Below are 25,295 nucleotides of genomic sequence, written 5' to 3'. Positions count from 1 at the left end.
GGCGATGGCCGATCTCATTCGCCCAGCCCGCCGCGGCCTGATGCTGGTCCTGTCGTCGCCGTCCGGCGCCGGAAAGTCGACGCTGACGCGGACCTTGTCGCAGAAGGAAACCAATCTCGACCTGTCGATCTCGGTGACGACGCGCGGACGGCGCCCGTCCGAAATCGACGGCGTGCATTACCGCTTTATCGATCGCGAGGCCTTCGACCTGCTGCGCGATCGCGACGATCTGCTGGAATCGGCCGAGGTCCATGGCAATGGCTACGGCACACCGCGCAAGCCCGTCGAGGCGGCGTTGAAGGCCGGCCGCGACGTCCTGTTCGACATCGACTACCAGGGCACGCAGCAGATCCTGGAGAAGGCGCGCGAGGACGTCGTCGCGATCTTCATCCTGCCGCCTTCGATGGCGGAGCTGCGCTCGCGGCTGGTGCGTCGGGCAGAGGACGCGCCGGAGGTGATCGCGCGCCGCCTTGCCAATGCCCGCGACGAGATCGCGCGCTGGCACGTCTACGACTACGTCATCATCAACGACGATCTCGGTGCCGCCTACGAGTCGGTGCGCTCGATCCTGGCGGCCGAGCGGCTGAAGCGCAGCCGTGCCACCGGCATGCCGGCCTTCGTCGAGACCCTGCTAAGCGAGCAGGTCGGCTGATCAGCTCCGCTCTGTTGCCAGCGCATTGGCTAGTGCGACGAAACCGCTGACCGAGACTTCTTCGGCCCGCATCGTCGGCGACAACCCAGCGGCCTCGATCATCGCGACTGGGTCGGGGAACACGGCTTTCAGGCTCTGGCGTAGCATTTTCCGGCGCTGGCCGAAGGCGGCGAGCGTCACCTGCTCGAGCAGGCGCCGGTCGCAGGGCTCCGGCTGCTGGCGCGGTACCAGCTGGACGATCGAGGAGGTGATCTTCGGCTGCGGCACGAAGGCGGTCTTCGGCACGTCGAACAGGATTTTCGTCTCGCAGCGCCAGTTGGCAAGCACGGCGAGCCGGCCATAGGCGGCGCGCTGCTCCGGCGTCGCGACGATCCGCTCGGCGACCTCTCGCTGGAACATCAGCGTCAACGAACTCCACCAGGGCGGCCAGGAACCGGCGCTGAGCCAGCCGACCAGCAGCGGTGTGCCGATGTTATAGGGCAGATTGGCGACGATCCGCGCCGGGCTGCCGCCGAGCAGGCCGGAAAGGTCGACCGCGAGCGCGTCGCCATCGACGACGTCCAGCTGGCCCGGATAATGGGCGGCGATCTCGGCCAGCGCCGGCATGCAGCGCCGGTCTCGCTCGATTGCGATGACCCGGCCCGCTCCGTTCGCCAACAAGGCGCGGGTCAGCCCGCCGGGACCGGGCCCGATTTCGACGACGGTTTGGCCTTCGAGCGGCCCGGCGGCACGGGCGATCCGGCCGGTGAGATTGAGATCGAACAGGAAGTTCTGGCCGAGCGCCTTCTGCGCCATCAGCCCGTGGCGCTCGACCACCTCGCGCAGCGGCGGCAATCCGTCCTGGGCGGCGGCGTTGCTCATGCCGGCGCTCCGTGCTCGGCGGCAGCCATGCGGGCGGCCAGCCGCAAGGCCGCGCACAGGCTGTCCGGCCGCGCAATGCCCTTGCCGGCGATGTCGAAGGCCGTGCCATGGTCCGGCGAGGTTCGGATGAAGGGCAGGCCGAGCGTGACGTTGACGCCATCGTCGAAGGCGATGGTCTTGATCGGGATCAGCGCCTGGTCGTGATACATGCCGAGCGCCACGTCGTAGCCGGCGCGCGCGCGCGCGTGGAACAGGGTGTCGGCCGGATAGGGGCCGCTCGCTTCGATGCCGAGCGCCCGCAACCGCTCGATTGCCGGTGAGACCACGGCCGCATCCTCCTTGCCGAGCGCGCCGCCTTCGCCGGCATGCGGGTTGAGGCCGCAGAGCGCCAGCCGCGGGCGTGCGACACCGAAGCGGCGCTTGAGATCGGCGGCGGCGATCCGGCCGGTCTCGACGATCAGCTCGGTCGTCAGTTGCTCCGGCACCGCCGCCAGCGGGATGTGGATGGTGACCGGGATGACCGCGAGTTCTTCCGACCAGATCATCATCACGGGCCGCGGTGTCGCTTCGCGTCCGCGCCCGGCAAGCTCGGCCAGGAATTCGGTATGGCCCGGATGCCGGAAGCCGGCAGCGTAGAGCACGCTCTTGGCGATCGGGCTGGTGACGAGCGCGGCGGCCTTGCCGGTCTCGACGGCTTCGACCCCGCGCTCGATCGCTTCGATGACGCCCGCCGCGTTGGCAGGATCAGGCCGGCCGGATTGTGCCTGCGCGCGATGCTCGAGCTCGATCACGGGCAATGCGGTGTCGAAACAGGTCTCGGCCTCGTCCCAGCCGACGCTGCGCAATGGAACCGGCAATCCCAGCCGTTCCGCCAATATTGAAAGCGTCGCACTGTCGCCGAGATAGGCGAAGGGCGGAATGCCTCGCTGCTCACGCTGCCGCCAGGCGGCAAGCGCGAGCTCGGGTCCGATCCCCGCCGGATCGCCTTGCGTCAGGGCAAGCAACCGGCGCAACTGCGCTTAGCGGCTGCTGGAGGAGACGCCGTCGCCCGCGCTGCTCGAGCCGAGGTTCTGCGAATAGCTGATCTCGCCGAGCGTGCGCAGTTCCAGGCGGAACATAACGGTCCGCGTATCGTTCGTCCGCGCGCCGTTGACCGCGCGATCGGCATAGGACTGGATGTACGAGACGTCGAAGATCGTGCACTCGTCCTGATACCGCAGTCCCACCGAAGTGGATGCCGTCTGGAATGGGCCGGTGTTCGGGTAGATCGGGCTCGTGCCGCCGTTGACCTGATAGCTCGCAAGCGCATCGCGATAGCGTTCGCGGTCGTATTTGTACTTGTCGAGGTCGAACAGCACGCTGCCGCGCAAGGTCCAGTACTGGGCGAACGAAACAGCCTGGGTGATGCTCAAACCTTCGCGGCGGCGGGTGATGCCCAGGTCCGGTTGTGGCTCGTAACGGCCATAGGCGACCGATGTCGACAGGAAGCTGTAGTTGAACGCAGCCGAGGCATCGATGCGCTGCGCCTCGAAAGTCGTCTCGTTGAAGCGCCCGCCAGCCTGGAGCAACAGGCCCTTGAACGGCTGGTACTGCGCCTTGGCGACATAGTCGGAACGGCGGGTGTCCAGTCCCGAATTGAGGCCGGCATTGACGAGGTCGCCGCTGGCGTAGGAGTTGCGGCCGCCCAGGTGATAGGACTGCCCGACCAGCAGGTTGGCGTAGGACTCGGTGCCGAATGTGCCGCTGTAGCGCAGGCCGACATTGGCGCGGCTGCCACCCTCGACCCGGTCGAAGCCGGAGAACTTGTTCCATTCGAACAGGTTGGTGTCGTCAAAGACTAGGCTCTGCGAATCTTCGTTGGCGACGCGCAGGCTGTTGGTCTCGTTCGGCCGAGCGACGACCTGGGCGACCGGCTCGACAATATGCGTGCCCCAGGAGGTCGAGGCGATGAAGGGGAAGCGATACATCAGGCCGATGGCCGGCATCGCGCGGCCGAACACCTCGTCTGAGGCATCCGCGATCGTGGCGACGTTGGCATTGGCGTATTTCGTCGTGTTCGGATTGATCGAGAACAGGTCGGCCCTGAGCGAGGCATAGGGCGTCCAGACCTGGCCGATCGGATCCACGATGTTGCGCCGCCAATCGACTTCGGCTGTGGCACGCGCAATCGTCCCGGCCATGCCCGTCACCAGACATTTGCCCTTCTCATAAACCACACAGCCGTCGAACAGGCTGTAAGCGGGCTGGCCGGTGGCGGCGTTGCCGCTGCTTTTGATCAGATAGTCCTGATTGCCTGGCGTGAGCGATTTGAACGACGCCGCCTCTCGGGTGAGGTTGGTGATATTGACGGTGAAAGACAGCTCGCCGCCAATCATCGACGGCTTGTGCACACGCTTGTTGTAGTCGACCACAGGCGCGACGACCGGCTGCTGCTTCTGCCAATCGGTATAGGTCAGCGGCTGGAAATAGTAGCCGCGCATGTCGAACCAGGCATCGGCGCTCTGGCCGTTGAGCGCGACGGTTGAGGTCGATTCCTGCAGATAGCTCGTGGTGGTGAGGCTCTCGCTGCGGATCCGGTAGTTCTTGAAGAAGAAGCGATCGGTCGCGCCGGCGATGTCCCAGTTGAAGGTCCAGCGCGGGTTGAGGAAGACCTTGCCGGAGGTTTCGATCGAACCGCGGAACGTATCGTCACCGGCCCCGAGTGGGCTTTTCAGGAAGGCATCCTTGTCCTGCTGGAAGATGCCGGCGGCGCGGATGTTGTAAGAGCCGTTGACGAAGCGATGCCGCCACTCGGCCTGGCCGAGGAAGCCTTGGCGCGTGAGATAGCTCGGCGTCAGCGTCAGATCGTAGTTCGGCGCGAGATTGATGAAATAGGGCAGGCCGACGCCATAGCCGAGCGCCCCTGTGCTGATGAATTTCGGCGCCAGGAAGCCGGTCTTGCGTTTGACCGTCGCATCCGGTCCCGACATATAGGGGATATAGGCGATCGGGACGCCGGCGAACTCGATCCGGGCGTCCTCGTAATAGATCATCTGCTCGGACTTCTTGTGGATGATCCGCGCCGCGCGCACCTGCCAGAACGGCGGGCGCTCGGGCTGGTCCACGCAAGGCTCGCAGGCCGTGTAGATGCCCTTGTCGAAGACGAAGACCTCACCGTCGGTGCGTTCGGCGCGCGGCGCCGAGAAGCGGGTCTTGTCGGTGTTCACGACACGCAGCGAATCGATGAAGCCGTCGCGGAAGTCGTCGGTCAGGTTGAAGCGGTCACCGGTGATCACCGTGCCGTTGGATTCGGTGATGCGGGCATTGCCGGTCGCCACCACGCGCTTGCTCTGGCGGTCGTAGACGACGCGATCGGCCTCGATCGTACGGCCCTGGTAAAGAATCTGCACGTCGCCGACTGCGGAGACGGTGTTGTTGTCCTTGTCATAGACGAGCTCGCGCGCGTCGACGACCATCCGCTCTCCGGGCTTGCCGGCCGGAGCTTGGGCATAGGCAAGGCTCGTCCAGCCGAGGACCGGAGCGAGCGTCGTCACCAGCGCGGTCGCAGCCGCAAGGCGCCTGATGCGTCTTACGCCGGAAGCCATGAACTCAATCCAAAATTAACCATAGCCACCGTATTCTCAGCCATCTTCCTGATGGAGGAGCGCAAGCACGCCAAGCAGCGTGCCCACGGTCGCGGGCAGCCAGGCGGCCACCGAGGCGTTGACGATCCCCGATGAGCCCAGCTCCTCAGACAACTGTGTCGCAACATAGAGCACGAACCCCGCAGCGACGCCACCTACCACCAATCTGGTCACACCACCAAACCGGAAAAATCTTAAGGAAACGGATGCCGCGACCAGGATCATGGCGATCAGCAGAAGCGGCCGCGCCTTGAGCGATTCGTAGCGCAACTCGTAGCGTGTCGTATCCAGCCCAGCCTTCTGGGTTCGATCGAGCACGGCCGGCATCGACCAGAACCCGACCGAGTCAGGCGGAGTGAAACTTTGTCGCACCTGGTCGGGCTCCAGCGTCGTCGCGACGAGGTATGTCGAGTACGTCTGTGGCTCTTCCGTGGCCGAGGTGACGCGTGCCTCCGACAATTCCCAATAGCCGCGATAGAGCACCGCCTGCTTCGCCTCGATGCGCTCTCTGAAGCCGCCATCGGGCGAGAAGGCAAAGAAGGCGACCTGGGCGAGCCCGACGCCTCCATCTAGCGCTGCCGCCGCCCGGATGATCGCCTGGCCGTCGACGCTGCGCTGGCGAATCCAGATCTCCTTGCCGACGACCTGTCCGGTTTTGGCGAAGAGCGAGACTTCGAGCGCCGTGGCGCGCTGTTTCAGCTCGGCGGCGATCGGGTTGTAGATGCCGACGGAGACCAGTCCGACCAAGCCGGCGACCAGCGCCGCCGGTTGCAGGAACTGCCAGGCTGAGATGCCGACCGAGCGGGCGACCACCAGCTCGAGCTTCCGGCTGAGGTTGAGCAGGGCGAACATTCCACCGAACAGCACCGCGAACGGGAAGATCTGCTCGGCGACGGAGGGCGCGCGGTAGAGCGCGAGCTGGATGATGCTGGGCGTCGTCGCGGTCGGGGAATCGCCTGCGCGGCGCATCAGCTCGACGAAGTCGAGCGTCGCGATCAGGAAGAAGAAGGTGCCGAACACGCTCAGGATCGCGCGCAGGAAGCGCTGCGTCAGATAGCGGCCGAAGGTCTTGAACAGTAGCATCAGGCGCGCCGGAAACGGGCTGCAAGGGCGAGGAAGGGCGCGATCAGGGGCTCGGTCAGCTTGTCGATGAAAACGCGCGTCCGCGAACCGAAGCCGATCGCCAGGGCCGCCAGCAGGATCGTGCCCAGCGGCAGGATGTAGAGCAGGGCGGCGGCGATGGGCGAGCGCACGCTGGCGGTCCATGCGGCATAGGCGCCGATCCTGATGGCGCCGACCAGGAAGATGGCGATCTGGATCGCGGCGGCACGCCCTTGCCGGGTCGTGCGGGCCTCGCCGAGGATGGCGAAAGCGACAAGCATGAAGGCGATCGGGTAGAGTGGCGCCGACAGGCGATTGTGCAGTTCGGCCCGGAACCGCCCTTCCTGGATCTTGTAGTAGGGCTCGTTCTTGTCCTGTGTGAGCAGCGCCCAGGTCGTCCGTTCGCGCGGCTTGTAGATCACCCTGGCGCCGTCCTCGCCACCGGCTCCGTCGGCATCGCCCGTCAGCGCCGACAGATTCAGCGCATAGCGCTCGAACGAGATGATCGAGCTCGAATTCTGGTTGCGGCTCTCGCGCTGGATCGTGCCCTTCTCCAGCATCAGGAAGCTGTTGCCGTCAGCCTCGGCCGACTGGCCGCGCTCGGCGATGTAGACGGCCGGCTGGTTGGGATCGCGCCGGTCCTGCATGAAGATTCCCAGCAGGGCCTGTCCCTGCTTTTCGCGATAATGGAAGGTGACGCCGGAATCGAGCGAGACGAACTGGCCTTCCTTGATCACGTTGGCGACGAAGTCGGCGCGGATCAGCGTAATCAGGTCGCGCAGCGCCCGGAAGCCGGCGGGCATCACCACCAGCGACATCCAGCCCACCAGCGCGGCGGTGATCAATGTCAGCGCGAAGAAGGGGCGCGTCAGCCGATGCGGCGCGACGCCGGCCGCGTTCATCACGATCAGCTCGGAATCGCTGTTGAGCTTGTTGAGCGTGTAGAGCGTCGCCATGAACAGCGCGACCGGGGCGATGCCGGCGATCAGCGCCGGCAGCGACAGCAGCGTGACCGTGAAGAAGATCAGGATCGTCTGACCCTTGCCGGTGATCAGGTCGACCTCGCGCAACGCCTGCGTCACCCAGATGACGCTGGTCAGGCCGACGAGCAGAATCACCGCCGCGCCGGCGGCGATTTTCAGGATATAGCGATCGAGAAGTCCAAAACGCACGAGGGTGAAGATCCCGGGGCCTGCATCCTTGAAGAAGGCGCTCCCCTTGGACGGCTCGCCTCGAACTCCCTATGGTATAGCTTCGATGATGGCGCAAACGGGAATCGTTTGTGGCCTTTGCTGGCCTTACCAGGCTGGCGCCCCTCGCAAGTCTTTCTCCCGCAACCCGTGAGCCGTCGATGTCGCAGCGCCTGAAGCTTGAGGTCAAAGCCCTGAACGCCATTGCTGGGGGGGATCTGGTCATCCTCGTCTCGGACAGGCTGGCGCCGCCGAAGGTGGCCGAGGAATGGATCGGCTCGGGTGCCCATGCCCTGATCGCGCGTGCCGCTGCCGCGGAACGCTTCAAGGGCAAGGCACTCGCCGGGCTGACGCTGCTTGCGCCGGAAGATGCAGGTTATGAGCGTCTGATCCTGGTCGGTACCGGGCCGGAATCGGAGCGCGACAAGCTCGATTTCGCCGCGCTTGGAGGCGCGATCGCCGGCCGCCTCGGCCATGGCCGCAGCGCCGACATCATCGCCGCGCTGCCCGAGGGCGAATTGTCCGCCGGCGAGATCGCGGAGATCGGGCTCGGCCTTCGGCTCAGAAGCTACGCCTTCGACCGCTACAAGACCAAGAGCCGCGACAAGGACCAGGCCGAGCCGAAGACTGTGACGCTCCGCGCGCCGGATCCCGCCGCTGTCAAAAAGGCGCTGAAGGCGCGCGAGGCGATCGCCGGCGGCGTCGAGCTCGCTCGCGACCTCGTGAACGAGCCGCCGAACGTGCTTTTCCCCGAGGAGTTCGCCGAACGCGCAGCCAAGCTCGACAAGCTTGGCGTCGAGGTCGAGATTCTCGACCAGAAGGAATTGAAGAAGATCGGCATGCGCGCGCTGCTCGGCGTCGGCCAGGGCTCGCATCGCGAGAGTCGCGTCGTGGTGATGCGCTGGAACGGCGGCGCCAAGGGCGACAAGCCGGTCGCCTTCGTCGGCAAGGGCGTGACCTTCGACACCGGCGGCATCTCGATCAAGCCGGCCGGCGGGATGGAGGACATGAAGGGCGACATGGCCGGCGCCGCTTGCGTTACCGGGCTGATGCAGGCGCTGGCCGCCCGCAAGGCCAAGGTCAACGCCGTCGGCGTAATCGGGCTGGTCGAGAATATGCCGGACGGCAAGGCCCAGCGACCTGGAGACATCGTCACCTCGCTCTCCGGCCAGACCATCGAGATCATCAACACCGACGCCGAGGGTCGGCTCGTCCTCGCCGACGTACTCTGGTACACGCAGGAGCGCTTCAAGCCGGTCTTCATGGTCAACCTGGCGACGCTGACAGGTGCGATCCTGGTCGCGCTGGCGCAGGAAAACGCGGGCCTGTTCTCCAATAATGACGAATTGTCGGAGCGGCTCTTTGCTGCCGGCAAGGCGACCGGCGAGACCGTCTGGCGCATGCCGCTCTCGGCGGCTTACGACAAGATGATCGATTCCAGGTTTGCCGACATGAAGAACTCGTCTGGACGCCATGGCGGCTCGATCACGGCGGCGCAGTTCCTGCAGCGCCATGTCAACGACACGCCCTGGGCGCATCTCGACATTGCCGGCACCGGCATGGGCTCGCCGAACAGCGAGACCAACCGTTCCTGGGGCTCGGGCTGGGGCGTGCGCCTGCTCGACCGTCTGATCGCGGACCACTACGAAAGCTGATTCGGCTCATCAGCCGATTCGCACAAAGGATTGAACCGACTTAGGATTATGGCCGAGGTTCTGTTCTACCATCTGCAGGGGCGCCCGCTCGAACAGGTCCTTCCGACCCTGCTCGAGCGCTCGCTTTCCCGCGGCTGGAAGGCGGTGGTCGAATTGTCGAGCCGCGAGCGTCTGGCCGGACTCGACGACCGGCTCTGGACCTATGCGGACGAATCCTTCCTGCCGCATGCGACGGCCGCCGAGCCGGACGCCGCCGCCAATCCAATCGTACTCACCACGAACTCCGACAATCCGAACGGCGCGCAGGTGCGCTTCTGCGTTGACGGTGTCCGCATTCCCGACGCATTGGATGCTTACGAGCGCGTCATCCTGATGTTCGATGGCGACGATCCCGATGCGCTCGCCTCGGCGCGTGAAGACTGGAAAAAGCTGCGGACGCTCGGCATCGCCGCCACTTATTGGCAGCAGGACGAGACCGGCCGCTGGGAGAAGAAAGCGTGAAAGTTCCTGTTGCCCTCGCTCTGGCGGCTGCGCTCGCCGGCTGTTCCGTCGATATGGGTGGGTTTTCCTTCGTCTCCGACGAGCGCGGCACCCGTACCAGCAGTGCTTCGGCCCGCGTCTCGACGCAGGAAGCGCTGCTCACGCCGGAGGGCGAATGCAGCGCCGACGTCTCGCTCGATCCTTCGACGCGCCCGCTGCCCAAGGAGATCGCGGTCGGCATCACCGAATGCGAGCTCGTCAGGCTCAAGGCGAAGCGGCCCACGGATGTCCTGATCGGCGACAATGGCCGCGGCCAGCGCGAGGTTCAGGTTCTCTATTCGGAACCGGGCAATCGTGAGATCTACATGTTCACCGACAACCGCCTGAGCCGGATCGTCAAGCCGGGCCAGCCCGAGCAGCAGGGCTGACGCGCGTATCGCCCAGGAAATCCGCCTCTGATGCCACCAAGGCAACCGTTCGGCCGATCGGCGCGTTTGCAGTCGATCGGGAGCGGCCGAAGGCGCAGAGGCGGGAGTGTCGAGATGCAGGTTCAACGGCAGAGGCGGGCGGTGCTCAGTGGCCTTGGGCTTCTGGGTGCCGCGCTCATGGCCTTGCCCGCAGCGTCGCAGGTGATCGACTTTCGCTCCTCCGACCGCGAGATGAACCGGGCTATCGATGAAGCCCGCAAGACGCTGCCGGAGTTCGTCGCGCTCTATCGCAGCGGCAAGGGCGAGCGCCATGCCGTAAAGGTCGCGATTCCCTACGACCGCGGGCGCGAGCACATCTGGATGAACCTGACGGCGATCGAAGGCGATGTCTTCGTCGGCAGGATCGCGAACGATCCCGTCCATCTCGACAAGTTGAACAAGGGGGACAGCTACCGGACCGGCAGCGCGATGGTCAGCGACTGGAACTATATGTCGGGCGGCCAGATGTACGGCAGCTACACCACCCGCGTCGCGATCAAGAAGCTCACGCCGACGCAGGTCCGAGAGCTCGGTCTCAAGCTCGCGCCGCTGCCTTGAGAAGGCGTCAGGCGCTCTCCAGCTCCTCGCTCAGCGTCAGCCATTCCTCTTCGGCCGCGGCCAGTGCCTCGGTCAGTTCGCCGCGCTGGCGCGAGAGCTGCAGCGCCTTGTCCGGCTCACGCGCAAAGGCGCCGTTAGCGAGCGCGCCGTCGACCTTCTCGATCAGCCCGGTCAGCTTGGCGATGCGTGCCTCGGCGAGGTTGAGCTTCTGCCTGAGCGGTCCTTGTGCCTGGCGCTTTGCCGCCGCGCCCTTGCGCTCCTCGGCCTTGCCTGCGGCTTCGGCATCGGGCTTGCCGCGCTGGGCCGGCTTGTCGCGACCGAGCACGAAGTCGCGATAATCGTCCATGTCGCCATCGAAGCTCTTCACGGTGCCGTCCCCGACCAGCCAGAGCCGGTCGGCGCAGGCCTCGATCAGGAAGCGATCGTGGCTGACCAGGATGACGGCGCCGGGATAGTCGTTGATCGCGTTGACCAGCGCGGTGCGGCTGTCGATGTCGAGATGGTTGGTTGGCTCGTCGAGGATCAGCAGGTGAGGGCCGCCGAAGGTGGCGATGCCGAGCATCAATCGGGCCTTCTCGCCGCCGGAGAGGTTCTTCACCGGCGTGTCGGCCTTGTTGGCGGGAAAGCCGATCTGCGCGGTGCGCGCCCGCACGCGTGCCTCCGGCGCATCCGGCATCAGCTCGCGGATATGGCCGACCGGCGTGTCCTCCATCCGCAACTCGTCGAGCTGGTGCTGGGCGAAATAGGCCGTCTGCAGCTTCGAGGAGCGCCGCATCTCGCCCGAAAGCGGCGCGAGCCGCCCGCCGATCAGCTTGCAGAAGGTCGACTTGCCGTTGCCGTTGGAGCCGAGCAGCGCGATGCGGTCGTCCGGCGCCAAGCTCAGGTTGAGCCGCTGCAGCACCTTGCGCTCGCCATAGCCGGCGCTGGCGCTCTCGAGCACGATCATCGGCGGCGAGAGCGGCCGCTCGGGGGCGGGGAAATTGAACGGCTGGACGTCGCGATCCTGGATGACCGCGATCTCCTGCATCTTCTCCAGGCGCTTGACGCGCGACTGGGCCTGGCTGGCCTTCGATGCTTTGGCCTTGAAGCGGTCCACGAAGGACTGCAGGTGCTTGCGCTCGGCCTCCTGCTTCTCGCGTGCCTTGGCGAGATGCGCCTGCTTCTCGGCCCTGAGCTTCTCGAAGTCGCTATAGCCGCCACGGTAGATGGTGAGCTTGCCCTGGTCGAGATGCAGGATGTGATTGACGCAGGTGTCGAGCAATTCGCGATCGTGGCTGACGACCAACACCGTATGCGGATAGCGCTCGAGATAGTCGTAGAGCCAGAGCGTGCCTTCGAGATCGAGATAGTTGGTCGGCTCGTCGAGCAGCAGCAGGTCGGGTTCGGAGAACAGCACGGCTGCGAGCGCGACGCGCATGCGCCAGCCGCCCGAGAAGTCGGAGCAGGGGCGCTGCTGCGCCTCCTCGTCGAAACCGAGCCCGTACAATACGGTCGCGGCCCGCGCCGGAGCGGAATGGGCGCCGATATCGGCGAGCCGCGTCTCGATCTCGGCGATCCGCATCGGGTCTGTCGCGCTCTGCGCCTCCGTCATCAGCGCCGCACGCTCGGTATCGGCGGCTAGCACGACCTCGATCAGCGTTTCGGGCCCGCCCGGGGCCTCCTGCGCCACCCCGCCGATGCGCATGCCCTTGGGCAGGGCGACGTTGCCGCCTTCTGGCGAAAGGTCGCCGGTGATGATGCGGAACAGCGTCGTCTTGCCGGTGCCGTTACGGCCGACGAGGCCGACGCGCGAGCCGGTCGGAAGGAACGCGCTGGCATGGTCGAGCAGCAGGCGCTCGCCGAGGCGATAGGTAATGTCGTTGAGGGTCAGCATGGCGGGCGGGGTGTAGCGCGCTTTCGCCCCCGCTGGAACCAGCGTGAGGGCAGGAATTTGTCAGTGCGATGTGCAGGGGCCTGGCTGCCGCAGAGGCATGCCATGGTTTCTCCACCTTTCCGCCACGGCATGGCCAGGCGTTCGCGACACCCATGGACTGGGTAACGCACTGATTCGCATCGAGGATCCATGCAGTTCGACTCTCTCGTCCGGCGGCCGCGCCGGGTGTCGCTGGCAGCCATCGCCATTGCGCTGTTCACCGTCGTTCTTGGCGGCGCCACCGCGCTCGCCGCCTTCGCGCCGCTGCCAGGCGTGTTGTAGGGCCGTTGCGGCGCGTCAAGCGCTTCAAGCAACGTTAACCGCGCTCGTGTTGGCTGTTCTTGCGCAGTCGATGTCGGGCGGAGACCTGATTCGTGTTCAGTCTCAGGATCAGGCTTCCGGTCGCCATGCTCGCCTTGGCCCTGCTCGCCGCATTAGCAGTAGGCTCGTCCGCCTATCTCGCCGTCTCGAACTGGGCGCAGGGCGCCGTGCGCGAGCGCATGCACGCGCTGGCCGAAAGCCATGTCCGCGCCATCGAGCGCCGCTGGTTGCAATTGCGCGCCGAACTAGCCGTCCACGCCCGCAGCGCCTTCACCGTCTCGGCGCTCGACGAGATCGGCAAATGGCTGGAGCTCGGCCCGCACGATTACCGCAGCATACTCGGCTACTATCAGGGTGACGGTTCGCTCTCGCTGGCCGAGCGCGTCGCCCGCACCGGTCGCGAGCACCAGCACGGCTATTCCTGGCGGCATGTGCCGGTCCACGAGACCTATTCGGCGGCACTCAAGCAATTCAATTACGCCGATATCTACCTGGTCTCGCGCAAGGGCAGGGTGGTTTACAGCGTCACCAAGGGGCCAGAGTTCGGCCGCCTCCTGAGCGACGAGGATCTCGCCGGCACCGGCCTGGCAAAATCGGTAGAGCTGGCCCGCGGCAAGGCGGCGGGCGAACAGGTTGTGCTTGACTTTGCACCCTATGACCCGGTCGGCGGCGATCCGCGCGCCTTCCTGGCGGCGCCGTTCTACGATGCCGAAGCCGGGACGGGCGAACAGGTCGGGACGATCGTCATCGCCGTCGACACACGCCTGATCGACGACGTCCTCGCCTTCAACCCGGCCGGTTCCGGGGCCGAGCGGATCTTCGTCATCGGCTCCGACGGCTTCATGCGCTCCAATCCGGCTGCCCGGCGCAATGGCGCCTCACCGCGCGAAACGCTCGATCGCAGTCGATTGGCCGGGCAGCCGGAGCATGCGCTCATCCGCATGACCAGCCATGATGGCCGCTCGCTTGTCGCCAGCGGGCAGGAGGTGGTCATCGGCGATCAGCGCTGGCTGCTCTGGCTGACCGAGCCGGAGGCGAACGCCTTCGCCGTGGTCGGCACGATCCGTAGCGCCGTCGTCTCCGCCGGTTTGCTGGTGCTGCTGCCCCTGTTCGGCATTGCGATCCTGCTCGGCTGGTCGGTGGCACGCCCGATCACGCGGCTGTCCGACAGGCTGGCGGGCGTTGCCGCGGGCCGGACCGAGGAAGGCATTCCCGGAGCCGGACGCCGCGACGAGATCGGCGGCATCGCCAAGTCGATAGACATGATCCGCGAGACCTTGCGCGGCGAGGCGCAGCGGCGGGAGGCCGAGCAGGAGATCCGCCTTGCCGATGCCGAACAGCACCGCCGCGCCTTGCTGAAGGAGCTGGCAGGCGAACTCGAAGAATCTGTCAGGACCGTCTCGGCCTCCGTTTCCGTCTCGGCGCAGACCCTGGACGCGACGGCGCATCAGCTCGCGGAAGGCGCGCGCGAGACCCAGGCCGGCGCCGCCGATACCGACGCAGCGACCGGCAATGCCATCCGCAGCGTCAAGTCGATCGAGCATGCGGCGCAGGACCTGCTCGGCGCGGTCGATGCGCTCGCCGCCGAAGTGCGCACCTCGGATGCGACCGCCGGCCAGGCGCGCGAGCACGCGGATTCGGTCAGCCGGATCGTCGATGGTCTCTCCAATGGCGCGGCGCGGGTCTCCGAGGTGGTCGGGCTGATCTCGGCCATCGCCGGCCAGACCAACCTGCTCGCGCTCAACGCGACGATAGAGGCGGCCCGCGCTGGCGAAGCCGGCAAGGGCTTCGCCGTCGTCGCCAATGAGGTGAAGTCGCTGGCGACGCAGACCGCCAATGCGACGCAGGATATCGCCCGCCAGATCGAGGCGATGAACCAGGCGACCGCCGCGACGGTCGAGGGCATCGTCGGTATCCGCGCGCTGGTGCTGGAACTGAACGAGGCGACGCGCCGCACCAGCCAGACCATGCAGCGCCAGCATGAGGCGGCCCACGCCATCGCCGCCGACGTCCTCGCCGCGACCCAGGAGATCGTGCTGATCGGCCAGGCCACAAGTCAGGTCGCACTCGCCTCGCGCAACACCACGGGCGCGTCGGATGCGGTGCTGAAGGCGGCGAGCGAATTGACCGGGCTGGCCCAGGCGCTGAATGCGCGTGTCGACCATGTCATCGGCGAGCTGCGCGTCGCATAGAGTCGGATTCTATCGGGCTCTAACTTCAACGTCAGAGACGAATTCACGGACCAGGGTGAAACAGCCTGATCCGATCCGGCTCTATGGCTTGTCGCGGAAGCCTGCGTTGGCTAACGCTCAGGGCATGAGCCACACCGCCTTCTACGCCGGGTCGTTCGACCCCGTCACCAACGGCCATCTCGACATGATCGAGGCCGCCTGCCGGCTGGTCGACAAGCTGGTCCTCGCCATCGGCGTCCACCCGGGCAAGACTCCGATCTTCACCGCCGAGGAACGCGCCGAGCTGCTGCGCGCCATCGCCGGCCCGGTCGCCGCCGAGTTCAAGACTGAGCTCGAGGTCACGACTTTCGCCGACCTGACCATCGATGCGGCCAAGCGCGCCGGCGCCACCATCCTGGTGCGTGGCCTGCGTGACGGCACCGATCTCGACATGGAAATGCAGCTGGCCGGCATGAACCACACCATGGCGCCCGAACTGCAGACCGTGCTGCTGCCCTCGACGCCGCAGGCGCGCCACATCACCGCGACTCTGGTGCGCCAGATCGCCGCGATGGGCGGCGACGTCTCCGCCTTCGTTCCGCCTGTTGTCAGCGACAGGTTGAAGACGAAGTTCGCCAGGCGCTAACGCCTTCGCGAACGCCATCGATGTGCATTTGCCTCGCGGCGACGTGCATTAGCGTTTGCAATTTGCAAACGCCGATGGTGTCTCTGGACTGATCTGAATCGGTGCGCGCTCGGTGCATCGCCCCTTCGACGAGTGTTCCATGCGCCTGTCCCGCTACTTCCTGCCGATCCTGCGCGATACGCCCAAGGAGGCGGAGATCGTCTCGCACCGGCTGATGCTGCGCGCCGGCATGATCCGCCAGCAGTCCGCCGGGATCTACTCGTGGCTGCCGCTCGGCCTGCGCGTACTCGACAAGATCAGTGCGGTGGTGCGCGAGGAGCAGAATCGCGCTGGCGCCATCGAGATCCTGATGCCGACCATCCAGTCGGCCGATCTCTGGCGCGAAAGCGGGCGCTACGACGCCTATGGCAAGGAGATGCTGCGGATCAAGGACCGGCATGACCGCGACATGCTCTACGGCCCGACGAATGAGGAGATGGTCACCGAGATCGTCCGCTCCTACGTCAAGTCCTACAAGGATCTGCCGCTCAACCTCTATCACATCCAGTGGAAGTTCCGGGATGAGGTCCGCCCGCGCTTCGGCGTGATGCGCGGCCGCGAGTTCCTGATGAAGGACGCCTATTCCTTCGATCTCGACAAGGAAGCGGCGCGGCACGCCTACAACCGCATGTTCACCGCCTATCTGCGCACCTTCACCCGGCTCGGCCTGAAGGCGATCCCGATGAAAGCCGACACCGGCCCGATCGGCGGCGACCTCAGCCACGAATTCATCGTGCTCGCATCGACCGGCGAGAGCGAGGTCTTCTGCCACAGCGACTACCTGACCTTCGACACGCCGGCCGCAGACACCGATTTCGACAGCGTGCCTGGCCTGCAGGGCATCTTCGACAAGTGGACGAGCCTCTACGCCGCCACCGAGGAGATGCACGACAAGGCCGCCTTCGAGGCGATTCCCGAGGACAAACGCGTCTCCGCCCGTGGCATCGAGGTCGGCCATATCTTCTATTTCGGCACCAAGTACTCCGAGCCGATGGGCGCGAGCGTGACCGGCCCGGACGGCCAGCAGGTGCTGCTGCATGGCGGCTCCTACGGCATTGGCCCCAGCCGTCTCGTCGCCGCGCTGATCGAGGCCGGTCATGACGAGGGCGGTATCGTCTGGCCCGATGAGATCGCGCCCTTCGACATCGCCGTGCTCAACCTCAAGGTCGGCGACGCCGCCACCGACGCCGCCAGCGAGCAGCTCTACAAGGGGCTCGCCGCGAAGGGGTACGACATGGTCTATGACGACCGCGACGAGCGCCCGGGCGGCAAGTTCGCCACCGCCGACCTGATCGGCATACCCTGGCAGATCATCGTCGGCCCGAAGGGGCTGGCCGAGGGCAAGGTCGAGCTCAAGCGCCGCGCCGGCGGCGAGCGCGAATTGGTCTCGCTCGAGGCGGCGCTGGCGCGCTTCCCGGGCAAGGCCACGAACGCGTGAGCGGAGGAGAGCGGTCATGAGCGCCGGCTCCGAGGCTCGGGAGAGCGTGCCGACCGGCACGAAAGCCTTCGCCGGCTTCGAATGGCTGCTTGCCGGCCGCTATCTGCGCACACGCCGGCGCGAGGGCTTCGTCTCGGTCATCGCCGGCTTCTCCTTCCTCGGCATCCTGCTCGGCGTCGCGACGCTGATCATCGTGATGTCGGTGATGAACGGCTTCCGCAAGGAGTTGCTGGAGAAGATCGTCGGCGTCAACGGCCATATCTTCGCGACGCCGATCGACCGCCCGCTCGACGATTACGAGCAGGTCGCAGCCAAGCTGCGCCAGGTGCAGGGCATCAAGCTCGCCATCCCGCTCGTCGAGGGGCAGGCGCTGGCCTCGTCGCAGGTCGGCAATGGCGGCGTCCTGGTGCGCGGCATCTCGGAGAGCGACATCAAGTCGATCCCCTTCATCGCCGGCAATGTCCGCCAGGGCACGCTCGACGGCTTCGCCACGGCCAACGGCGTCGCGATCGGCCGGCGGCTCGCGGGCTCGCTCGGCCTGCAGGTCGGCGACACCATCACCATCGTCACGCCGCGTGGCGCTTCGACGCCGTTCGGCACGGCGCCGCGGATCAAGGCCTATCCGGTCACGGCGATCTTCGAGATCGGCATGTCGGAGTTCGACGCCTCCTTCGTCTTCATGCCGCTCGCCGAGAGCCAGGCCTATTTCAACCGCGATGGCGACGTGAACGTCATCGAGATCTTCATCGACAATCCCGACCAGACGCAGGCAGTGCGCGACAGGATCGAGGCCGACCCGCCGCGGCCGCTCGTTCTGTCCGACTGGCGCCAGCGCAATCGCACCTTTTTCAACGCGCTCGAGGTCGAGCGCAATGTCATGTTCATCATCCTGACCCTGATCGTGCTCGTCGCGACGCTGAACATCGTCTCCGGCCTGATCATGCTGGTGAAGGACAAGACGGAGGACATCGCGATCATGCGCACCATGGGCGCCTCGCGTGGCACGGTGCTGCGGGTCTTCCTGATCACGGGCGCGGCGATCGGCGTGGTCGGCACGTTCGCCGGCTTCGTCCTAGGCATCCTGTTCGCCAGGAACATCCAGACCATCAACAAGGGCTTGAGCAAGCTGTTGGGTATCAATCCCTGGGATCCGACCGTGCGCTTCCTGAGCGATATTCCCTCGGTGATCGACTGGCGCGAGGTTGCCACCGTCGTGGTGATGACGCTCGTCCTGTCTCTGCTGGCGACGCTCTATCCGGCGTGGAAGGCGGCGCGGCTCGACCCCGTCAAAGCCCTGCGGATGGGTTGAGGACGCGACAATGGCAACCGAGACGCCGGCGCTCTTCCTCTCCCAGATCGAGCGCTACTATCCCCAATCCGACGGTCCGCTCGAGATCCTCCGCAAGGCCGATTTCGCGATCTGGCCGGGCGAGCTCGTCGCGCTGGTCGCCCCGAGCGGTACCGGCAAGTCGACCCTGCTGCACGTCGCCGGCCTGCTGGAGAGCCCCGATGGCGGCGAGGTCTTCATCGGCGGCGTGCCGACCTCGCAGCTCGACGACAAGGGCCTGACCCGGCTCCGGCGCACCGAGATCGGCTTCGTCTATCAGTTTCACCATCTCCTGCCGGAGTTCACCGCGCTGGAGAATGTCGTTCTGCCGCAGCGCATTCGCGGCCTGGGCAAGGCCGAGGCCGCATCGCGCGCGACCGAGCTGCTGAGCTTCCTTGGTCTGGGCGACCGGCTCGATCACCTGCCGGGCGAATTGTCGGGCGGCGAACAGCAGCGCGTCGCGATCGGCCGCGCCGTCGCCAATGCGCCGCGCGTGCTGCTGGCCGACGAGCCGACCGGCAATCTCGACCCGCACACTTCGCTGCACGTCTTCAACACGCTGGTGGCGCTGGCGCGTGCTTCGGGCCTCGCGGCGCTGATCGCGACGCATAATCTCGACCTCGCCTCCCGCATGGACCGCCAGGTCACGATCCGCGACGGGATGGTCGTGCCGCTCGGCTGAGATCTTGGCTCAGCCCCCGCCGCGGTCGTAGCACTCGGCGAAATAGAGCATGAAGGCGTCGACCAGCCCGTCCTCGTAAGGGGCGGTCTTCGCCTCCCAGCGCGCGACATAGGCGTCCCAGAGCTTGCCCTTGCGCGAGGAGAGCAGGCCGTCGAGCCCGCGCCCGACGTCGAGCCCTTCGGCGACCGCCTGCGGATCGAGGTCCTCGACCAGCATGCGCAGCGCGTGCTGCATCGCCGAATAGGTCTTGATCTGGTGGACCTTGAGGTCCCTGAAGCTTTCCTCGAACGCCTTCTGCGCATTGAGGTAGCCGCTCGTCGGCCGGCCGAAGATCAGCTTCAGCGCATCCTCGATCGTCGGCGAGAACTTCAGCGGGTTGTTGTCCTGCGCCTGGATCATCGTCTGGTTGGAGCTGCGCGCGATGCGCTTGCTCTCGGCCCGCGCCGCCAGCAGCGCCTTCAGCTCGATGGCGATCAGGCGCATCAGCGCGCCGGTCTGCTCGGCGAAGGCGCCGGGATCCTGCCAGGTCAGCTCCTCGACCGGCAGGCCCGCCCCACGCGCGAAGCGGGCGATGAACTCGGCCGCCGAGATCGACGGGCCGCCCGCCGGTGCGCCCATTGACGGCGGGGGAGGTGGCGGCGGCGGCGCCATGGGCCGGGGCGGCGGGTCGTAAGGAGCGTCGAAACTCGGACGTGGTGGCGGCACGGCCGGCGCCTCGTCCCACGGATTGCCGACCGGCGCGGCCGAGGGGGGCCGGCGCGGCGTCGGGATCGGGGCGATCGGCTCCGGCTCGGGCACCGGCGGTGGCTGGTAGGGCGCCCAGGCAAGGTCGTCCGGCCGTGACGGTTGGGGAGGCGGAGCCGGCGGCGCAGCATAGACCTGCGCCGATTCCGACGGAGTCGGGATATCGGCGGCCCAGTCGATGAAGGGCGCGTGCACGGGCTGGTATTTTTGCGGCGGAATCAGATCGCGGCGGGCGATCGGCGGCGCTTCGTCACCGTTCGAGTCCCACAACGATTCGCCGGGCGGCGGCGGCATCGCCGCTCGCTCGGCCGGGCCGGGGGCTCCGCGCTCCGCCTCGTCGATCGCGACCGCGATGATGTATTGGCCGATCTCGAGCCGGTCGCCATGCTGCAACCGGTAGGGCGACTGCACCCGATAGGCACCGCCATTGACGAAGGTGCCATTGGTCGAAATGTCGCGCAGCCAGTAGGCGTTGTCGTTGAAGCGGATTTCGCAATGCCGCCCGGAGATGGCCCGGCTCGGATCCGGCAGGCACCAGTCGAGATGCTGGTCGCGGCCGATATCCAGCCCGCGCCCGCCGCTCAGCGTGACGCTGAGCGGGCCGCCATCCGGCAGTGAAGCCTGGTTCTCGATCGTCAGCGTCAGCGCCATGTCGGGCCGCCCGCCTCGTCATAGTCCGACACCGGCTGCCGCATCGGCGCCGGGGCCAAGCTATGCTCTCGTCCTGCCGCTTTCGTCATCGATCAGACGAATGCATGCTTCGACGCAATTTCGCAATGCGGCATCGCGTTCTGGCTCGGATACCCTTCCGAGTGCGGTTAATACCGCGATCCGCGCCGTCTTGGCGGTCAAGTCCGGCGGTGCGGGCACGGCATGGCTCGCCACCATGCTGCCGCCGGAATATCCGGCCGCCAGCGCGACCCAAGTGCCGAGGCTGGCGTGATGGCCGCTTTCGCCGAGCGCCAGGGCAGCACGGCGCGTCTCGTCGGTCGGGTCGCGAACCCAGGCTTCGGCTGCCTTCAGGCCGGGATCTGCTGCGGTTCCGGCAGGCTGCATGCGCTGGACGCTCTGCAGGGCCCACCAGACGGCTTCGCGGCGTGGCATCAGGAAGGCGCAGAAGCCGATCGCGTCCTTGTGATCGCCCGAGGCAAGGAGCTTGCGCAGGAAGCTTAGCGGCGGCTCGGTGGTCGGCGCGGTCTGGATGATCTCGCGCGCGGCGGGGAAGGTCTCGAAGACCTCCTGCGCTGTGCTGAACCGAAGTTTCGACATCGCTGTACCAGAGGCTGTCAGTTGATCTTGACGACGCCGCCCGTGATGATGGTCATGCCGCCGCCGTTGATCTCGGTCTTTGCGGTGCTCTCGACCTTGATCATCGGCGAGGTGATGGTGATGTTGGTCGGCGTCATCGTGATCTCGCTCTGGCCGCAGACCAGCTTGATCTCCAGAGCAGCCTCGACATAGCGCTTGCCCTGCTTGACGTGCAGCTTGTCGCTGCCGCTCAGGATCTGCGTCGTGCGGGCGAAGTCGGTCGGGCCGCCCTCGAATTTCTTGCCGACGTCGCGAGTCTCGAGGTTGAAGACCTCGGTCTTGTGGTCGCGTTCGGCCTGCATGGAGAAGACCTCCTTGCCGGCCAGGTCCTCGAACTTGATCTCGTTGAACTTCCCCGACTTGCCGCCGCCATCGGTCGATTCCGACTTCAGGCCCGATTGGGTCTTGTTGGCCGGCAGGTCGTAGGGTGGCATGTGCTGGTCGTTGACCACGGCGCCGGTGATGATCGGCCGGTCGGGATCGCCGCCGATATAGGAGACCACGACCTCCTGGCCGATGCGCGGGATGATCTGGCCGCCCCAGTTCTTGCCCGACCAGGCCTGCGCCACGCGCACGCGGCAGGAGGTCGACTCCTTCTCGCGGTCCCAGTGGAAGCGCAGCCAGACCCGGCCGTACTTGTCGACGTCGATGTCGCCTTCCTCGCCCTTGTTCTTCTCGCCGACCACCTTGGCTGTGTCGGGGCCGATATGGAGCGGGGAGGGTGTCAGCAGCGGGGCGCGGAAGCGCTTGGTGGCTTTCTGGAGTTCGTAGGAGCCGTGATAGATCGCCTGGTCGGTGCGCTTGGACGAGCGATAGCTCTGCACGCCGTAGCTGTGCGTCGCCCGCACCACCAGGAACTCGGCGTTCTCCGAGCCGACGGGATGATCGGCCAACGTCATCAGGGTCCCAGGATTGAGGCTGGGCGCATCGCCGACGGCGAGGCGCCGCTCGTCCTGCGCCTGCTCGGCCTGGACCTGGATACGGGCGAGCTTCTCGCCCTTGCCGCGGTCGAGATAGGCGCCGGGATAGTCGAACGCCTCGTAGGACTTGGTGCGCGGGAAGCCGTCCTCGGCGCGCGCCGTCAGGTCCGAGGTGGATTTCTCGAAATCATAGTCCTTGATCTCGATCTTGCCGGTCCGCAGCCGCCGCTGCGCCGACCATTGCGTCAGATGCTCGATCCGGCGCCTCTGGGCCCCGTCCGTCGGCATGAACGGGTAGGCGGCGCCGGCTCCCGCGAAGCTCGGCTCGGCTGCGGCAGTCACCGCATCATGCGAGTTGCGCGCATCCGAAAGGACCAGCTTGTGGTCCCCCTCGGTGTGCTTGAAATAGTAGTAGATGCCGTATTTCTCCATCAGGCGCAGGACGAAGTCGAGATCGGACTCGCGGTACTGCACGCAATAGTCGATCTCCGGCGGCGGCTCGCTGACGCGGTCCTCGAAGCTCGCCTTGTCCTCTTTCCCGAAGATCGTCTTGATGATGTCGAGCGCCGTCTTGTTCTTGAAGATGCGGCAATCGGAGCGCTGCGAGAGCAGCCAGAGCCAGGGCCGCAGCACGAAACGGTAGTGGTCGAGATCCTTCTCCCGGCCGAGCCACTGCGCCTCGACGAGCACGCCGTTGAAGATCCGGTCTTCACCGTTCTTCAGCGTCATTTTAATATGGCATTTCTCGCCAATTAAATTTTGAAGATCGTCGCCCCGAGAAGTACTCACAGCCTCGATTTGATAAACAAATAATTCGCTGAGAGCTTCGCGCGCCTCAAACTTGAGAAGTGAGAAGACATCTTGACCCGCCGGTGTCGTAAAGGAGGCAAGTCTTTTCGATTGTCCTGGAGCGGCGGGCATCAACAAAACCTCGTGGCTTGCGACAAGAGACGACTATTGACGCAGCAAACGCTGCGAGGCATAGTTCGCGCCGTCAGTCTTCAACCGCCTCAGCGAACCTAAACGGGAGGAAGACCGTGCGCAAGCAGGCCCTTGTCATGGTTAGTGCCGCTCTTGCCGCAGGCTTCTGCGTCCTGTCGCCGTTTTCCGCGCAGGCACAGGCCTACAAGGCGGACGATATCGTCAAGCACTTCGGAGCCGCGAAGCCGAATCTCGGCGTCTCGCGCGGCCTGTGCGTCGGCACCGAGGCCGAGTGCAACAAGGCCGGCCACGTCGTGAAGCCGCCGACCGCCTTCGATCTCGTCGTCAAGTTCAAATACAATTCCGACGTGCTCGAGCCCGAGGCGCGGGTGAATCTCGACGAGTTCGCCAAGGCGCTGAAGGATCCGCAGCTTTCGGCGAGCAGTTTCCTGGTCGAGGGGCACACTGATGCCAGCGGCACCGCGGACTACAATCTGAGTCTGTCGGAGCGGCGCGCCAAGGCGGTCGTGCGCTATCTCAGCGATCGGGGCGTCGATACCGCCAAGCTCGTCCCGCGCGGCCTCGGCCAGAGCAAGCCCGTCGTTTCCGACAAGTTCTCGGCCGATAATCGCCGGGTCGAGACGCGGCTGCAGGTGGAGTGACGGCCAGGCGGCCGCCCCGATAAGCTCGATTGATCGTGAGGGGGCATGGCCGCGCTCAATTTCGCTGATCTGGCGAAGCCGGTTTCGGCGGATGATCCCTGCGGTCCCGATCCGGATGCCGATCCCGATGTCATGAACGTCATGGCGCGCCTCGAAGTGGCGCTGCCGACCTCCTATTTTCGCCGCGACGACGAAGGGCGGCAGATCCCGTTCGATCGCAGCACGATCGATTTTCCCGTAGCCTTCGGCGATCTCGGCAAGGTGCTCAAGCAGAGCCGCGACCTGCGTGGCTTCGTCCTGGCGGGCAAGCTTTGTCTGCTCAATCGCGACATCGCCGGTTTCGCCGCGAGCCTCGGGCTGATCGTGAGCTATCTCGGCGACTATTGGGAAGAGGTCTATCCTCGGGCCGAGGACGGCGACTTCATCATGCGCGAGGTCGCGCTGCAGGGGCTCGACGAGAACGCCACTGTCGCCCTGCCGCTGCAGCATGCGCCATTGTTCCTGAGCAAGCGGCTGGGACCGGTGATGTTCCGCAGCCAGCTCGTCGCCTCGGGCGAGCTGCGGCCCGGCGAGGATGAGAAACACCCCGACGCCGGCGGAATCAACGCGGCGCTGAAGGAGGTGGAACTCTCCGACCTGACGGCGATGCTCGGCCATGTCACCGCGATCCGGGACGCGCAGTTGCGATTGCGCGCGATCTGGAGCGAGAAGCTCGGCACCGACCAGGCGGTGACCTTCCCGCGGCTTGCCGGACTTGTCGGGCAGATCATCGCGTTTCTCGAGGCCGCGATCGAACGGAAGGCGCCCGGCGGGCAGGGCGCCGCCGGCGCCGAGGTGCCCGCAGCCGTCGGCGGCGCTGCGACCGGGACGATTGTGGTTGCGGCGCTTCCGCCCGGCGTCTGCGCCTCCGTCGACGAGGCCCAGGCCGCGCTCGCCGGCTGTCTCGCCTATTTCCGCCGGGTCGAGCCGTCGAGCCCGGCCGTGCTGCTGATCGGCCAGGCGCAGCGCCTGATCGGCAAGTCGCTGATCGAGGTCATCCAGATCATGTTCCCGGAGCACGTCGACAAGGCGATGCTCGAGATCGGCGACGACACGAAATACCAGCTGCCGCTGGAGCGCCTGGGTGGCGATGGTTCTGGCGGCGGCTATGGCGACGACAGCGGTGAGGACGACGGCTACGCCTCCGATGGCGACGAAGAGAGCTCATCCTATGATGACGAGGAAAACTCGTCCGATGATGAGGAGACGGACGCCGGGGACGGAGCTGACGAGGAAGCCGACGACGAAGGGGAACAGGGCGCCGACGAGGAGACTGAGCGCGAGCAGCCTGAGGAAGCCGAGGTTGAGCCCAAGGCGAGCGCCGCGACAATGGCCGCGCCTGTCGCAGCGATCGCCGTCGCGAGCCGGGCCGAGGCGATCGCCCGGATGAAGGCCGTCGCCGGCTTCTATCGTCACGCCGAGCCGTCCAATCCGGTGCCGCTGCTGATGGACAAGGCCTGTGCGCTGGCGCAGCAAGATTTTCTGTCGCTGCTCGGCGATATCCTGCCTGAAGTCGGCATAAGGCAGAGCAGCGGCGAGTAGGTCGCGACGGTCCCTTCGTGGAGCGCCGCGCCTCAT

Annotated in this window: 22 protein-coding genes; 13 read left to right on the top strand and 9 right to left on the bottom strand. The window is 66.2% G+C overall.

Annotated elements, in window-relative coordinates:
- The first annotated feature begins 4 nt into the window (after positions 1–4).
- On the top strand, positions 5–652 hold the full coding sequence (gene gmk / locus V7S63_RS02320; protein ID WP_336529082.1) for a guanylate kinase: 648 nt from the start codon (positions 5–7) through the stop codon (positions 650–652).
- Here the strand turns inward: gmk and rsmA are convergent, their stop codons facing one another.
- From rsmA to lptF, 5 genes are read right to left on the bottom strand one after another with little or no spacing between them, the layout of a single operon-like run.
- Positions 653–1,513, bottom strand: a complete 861-nt coding sequence (rsmA, locus tag V7S63_RS02315; RefSeq protein WP_336529081.1) for a 16S rRNA (adenine(1518)-N(6)/adenine(1519)-N(6))-dimethyltransferase RsmA — start codon at positions 1,511–1,513, stop codon at positions 653–655. It abuts the gene before it with no gap.
- Positions 1,510–2,526, bottom strand: coding sequence for a 4-hydroxythreonine-4-phosphate dehydrogenase PdxA (gene pdxA, locus V7S63_RS02310; protein ID WP_336529080.1), 1,017 nt, complete (start codon positions 2,524–2,526; stop codon positions 1,510–1,512). Before pdxA ends, rsmA begins: the two co-directional genes overlap by 4 nt.
- A gap of 6 nt (positions 2,527–2,532) precedes the next feature.
- Positions 2,533–5,097: an LPS-assembly protein LptD gene (locus V7S63_RS02305; RefSeq protein WP_336529079.1), complete on the bottom strand. Its 2,565-nt coding sequence runs from the start codon at positions 5,095–5,097 to the stop codon at positions 2,533–2,535.
- Between the two features lie 36 nt (positions 5,098–5,133).
- The gene (lptG, locus tag V7S63_RS02300; protein ID WP_091829365.1) at positions 5,134–6,219 is read right to left on the bottom strand and encodes an LPS export ABC transporter permease LptG; all 1,086 of its coding nucleotides are present in this window, start codon (positions 6,217–6,219) and stop codon (positions 5,134–5,136) included.
- The gene (gene lptF, locus V7S63_RS02295; RefSeq protein WP_091829363.1) at positions 6,219–7,409 is read right to left on the bottom strand and encodes an LPS export ABC transporter permease LptF; all 1,191 of its coding nucleotides are present in this window, start codon (positions 7,407–7,409) and stop codon (positions 6,219–6,221) included. Before lptF ends, lptG begins: the two co-directional genes overlap by 1 nt.
- A gap of 179 nt (positions 7,410–7,588) precedes the next feature.
- Here lptF and V7S63_RS02290 point away from each other — a divergent pair, with 179 nt between their 5' ends.
- The 4 genes from V7S63_RS02290 (at position 7,589) to V7S63_RS02275 (ending at position 10,587) form a co-directional block, all read left to right on the top strand.
- A complete protein-coding gene (locus tag V7S63_RS02290; RefSeq protein WP_336529078.1) occupies positions 7,589–9,082 on the top strand; it encodes a leucyl aminopeptidase in 1,494 nt (497 codons plus the stop codon).
- Between the two features lie 48 nt (positions 9,083–9,130).
- Positions 9,131–9,583, top strand: a complete 453-nt coding sequence (locus V7S63_RS02285; protein WP_100960152.1) for a DNA polymerase III subunit chi — start codon at positions 9,131–9,133, stop codon at positions 9,581–9,583.
- Complete coding sequence (locus V7S63_RS02280; RefSeq protein ID WP_248307394.1) at positions 9,580–9,990, top strand: hypothetical protein; 411 nt, start codon at positions 9,580–9,582, stop codon at positions 9,988–9,990. The genes V7S63_RS02285 and V7S63_RS02280 overlap by 4 nt, the downstream gene beginning before the upstream one ends.
- 177 nt (positions 9,991–10,167) lie before the next feature.
- On the top strand, positions 10,168–10,587 hold the full coding sequence (locus tag V7S63_RS02275) for a DUF2314 domain-containing protein (RefSeq protein WP_336529077.1): 420 nt from the start codon (positions 10,168–10,170) through the stop codon (positions 10,585–10,587).
- A gap of 7 nt (positions 10,588–10,594) precedes the next feature.
- On the opposite strand, the gene abc-f is transcribed toward V7S63_RS02275, so the two are convergent.
- On the bottom strand, positions 10,595–12,460 hold the full coding sequence (gene abc-f, locus V7S63_RS02270; RefSeq protein ID WP_091829354.1) for a ribosomal protection-like ABC-F family protein: 1,866 nt from the start codon (positions 12,458–12,460) through the stop codon (positions 10,595–10,597).
- 189 nt (positions 12,461–12,649) lie between these two features.
- On the opposite strand from abc-f, the gene V7S63_RS02265 reads away from it, so the two are divergent.
- The 6 genes from V7S63_RS02265 to V7S63_RS02240 all read left to right on the top strand — a co-directional run bounded on the left by V7S63_RS02265 (position 12,650) and on the right by V7S63_RS02240 (position 19,123).
- The gene (locus tag V7S63_RS02265; protein WP_280141462.1) at positions 12,650–12,781 is read left to right on the top strand and encodes a hypothetical protein; all 132 of its coding nucleotides are present in this window, start codon (positions 12,650–12,652) and stop codon (positions 12,779–12,781) included.
- A 92-nt stretch (positions 12,782–12,873) separates the two neighbouring features.
- Positions 12,874–15,012 (top strand): methyl-accepting chemotaxis protein, encoded by a 2,139-nt coding sequence (locus tag V7S63_RS02260; protein ID WP_336529076.1) that lies wholly within the window; start codon positions 12,874–12,876, stop codon positions 15,010–15,012.
- 124 nt (positions 15,013–15,136) lie between these two features.
- Positions 15,137–15,637, top strand: a complete 501-nt coding sequence (coaD, locus tag V7S63_RS02255; RefSeq protein ID WP_091829349.1) for a pantetheine-phosphate adenylyltransferase — start codon at positions 15,137–15,139, stop codon at positions 15,635–15,637.
- Positions 15,638–15,776: 139 nt separating this feature from the next.
- The gene (gene proS, locus V7S63_RS02250; RefSeq protein WP_336529075.1) at positions 15,777–17,114 is read left to right on the top strand and encodes a proline--tRNA ligase; all 1,338 of its coding nucleotides are present in this window, start codon (positions 15,777–15,779) and stop codon (positions 17,112–17,114) included.
- 16 nt (positions 17,115–17,130) lie between these two features.
- A complete protein-coding gene (locus V7S63_RS02245) occupies positions 17,131–18,423 on the top strand; it encodes a lipoprotein-releasing ABC transporter permease subunit (protein WP_336529074.1) in 1,293 nt (430 codons plus the stop codon).
- Between the two features lie 10 nt (positions 18,424–18,433).
- Positions 18,434–19,123, top strand: a complete 690-nt coding sequence (locus tag V7S63_RS02240; protein ID WP_100960164.1) for an ABC transporter ATP-binding protein — start codon at positions 18,434–18,436, stop codon at positions 19,121–19,123.
- A 9-nt stretch (positions 19,124–19,132) separates the two neighbouring features.
- Here V7S63_RS02240 and tagH read toward each other — a convergent pair whose 3' ends face one another.
- From tagH to V7S63_RS02225, 3 genes are read right to left on the bottom strand one after another with little or no spacing between them, the layout of a single operon-like run.
- On the bottom strand, positions 19,133–20,518 hold the full coding sequence (gene tagH / locus V7S63_RS02235; protein ID WP_336529073.1) for a type VI secretion system-associated FHA domain protein TagH: 1,386 nt from the start codon (positions 20,516–20,518) through the stop codon (positions 19,133–19,135).
- 60 nt (positions 20,519–20,578) lie between these two features.
- Complete coding sequence (locus V7S63_RS02230) at positions 20,579–21,136, bottom strand: DUF6931 family protein (protein ID WP_100960167.1); 558 nt, start codon at positions 21,134–21,136, stop codon at positions 20,579–20,581.
- 17 nt (positions 21,137–21,153) lie between these two features.
- Complete coding sequence (locus V7S63_RS02225; RefSeq protein WP_100960169.1) at positions 21,154–23,016, bottom strand: type VI secretion system Vgr family protein; 1,863 nt, start codon at positions 23,014–23,016, stop codon at positions 21,154–21,156.
- A 116-nt stretch (positions 23,017–23,132) separates the two neighbouring features.
- Here V7S63_RS02225 and V7S63_RS02220 point away from each other — a divergent pair, with 116 nt between their 5' ends.
- Entirely contained in the window at positions 23,133–23,678 is a 546-nt protein-coding gene (locus V7S63_RS02220; RefSeq protein ID WP_244543657.1) for an OmpA family protein, read from the top strand.
- 45 nt (positions 23,679–23,723) lie between these two features.
- Positions 23,724–25,259: a type VI secretion system protein TssA gene (locus V7S63_RS02215; RefSeq protein ID WP_336529072.1), complete on the top strand. Its 1,536-nt coding sequence runs from the start codon at positions 23,724–23,726 to the stop codon at positions 25,257–25,259.
- Positions 25,260–25,295: the final 36 nt, after the last annotated feature.

The sequence above is a fragment of the Allobosea sp. CCNWLY174 genome (assembly GCF_037120455.1).
In the GTDB taxonomy this organism is placed as follows: domain Bacteria; phylum Pseudomonadota; class Alphaproteobacteria; order Rhizobiales; family Beijerinckiaceae; genus Allobosea; species Allobosea lupini.
This window is presented reverse-complemented; position numbering and strand designations above follow the sequence as displayed.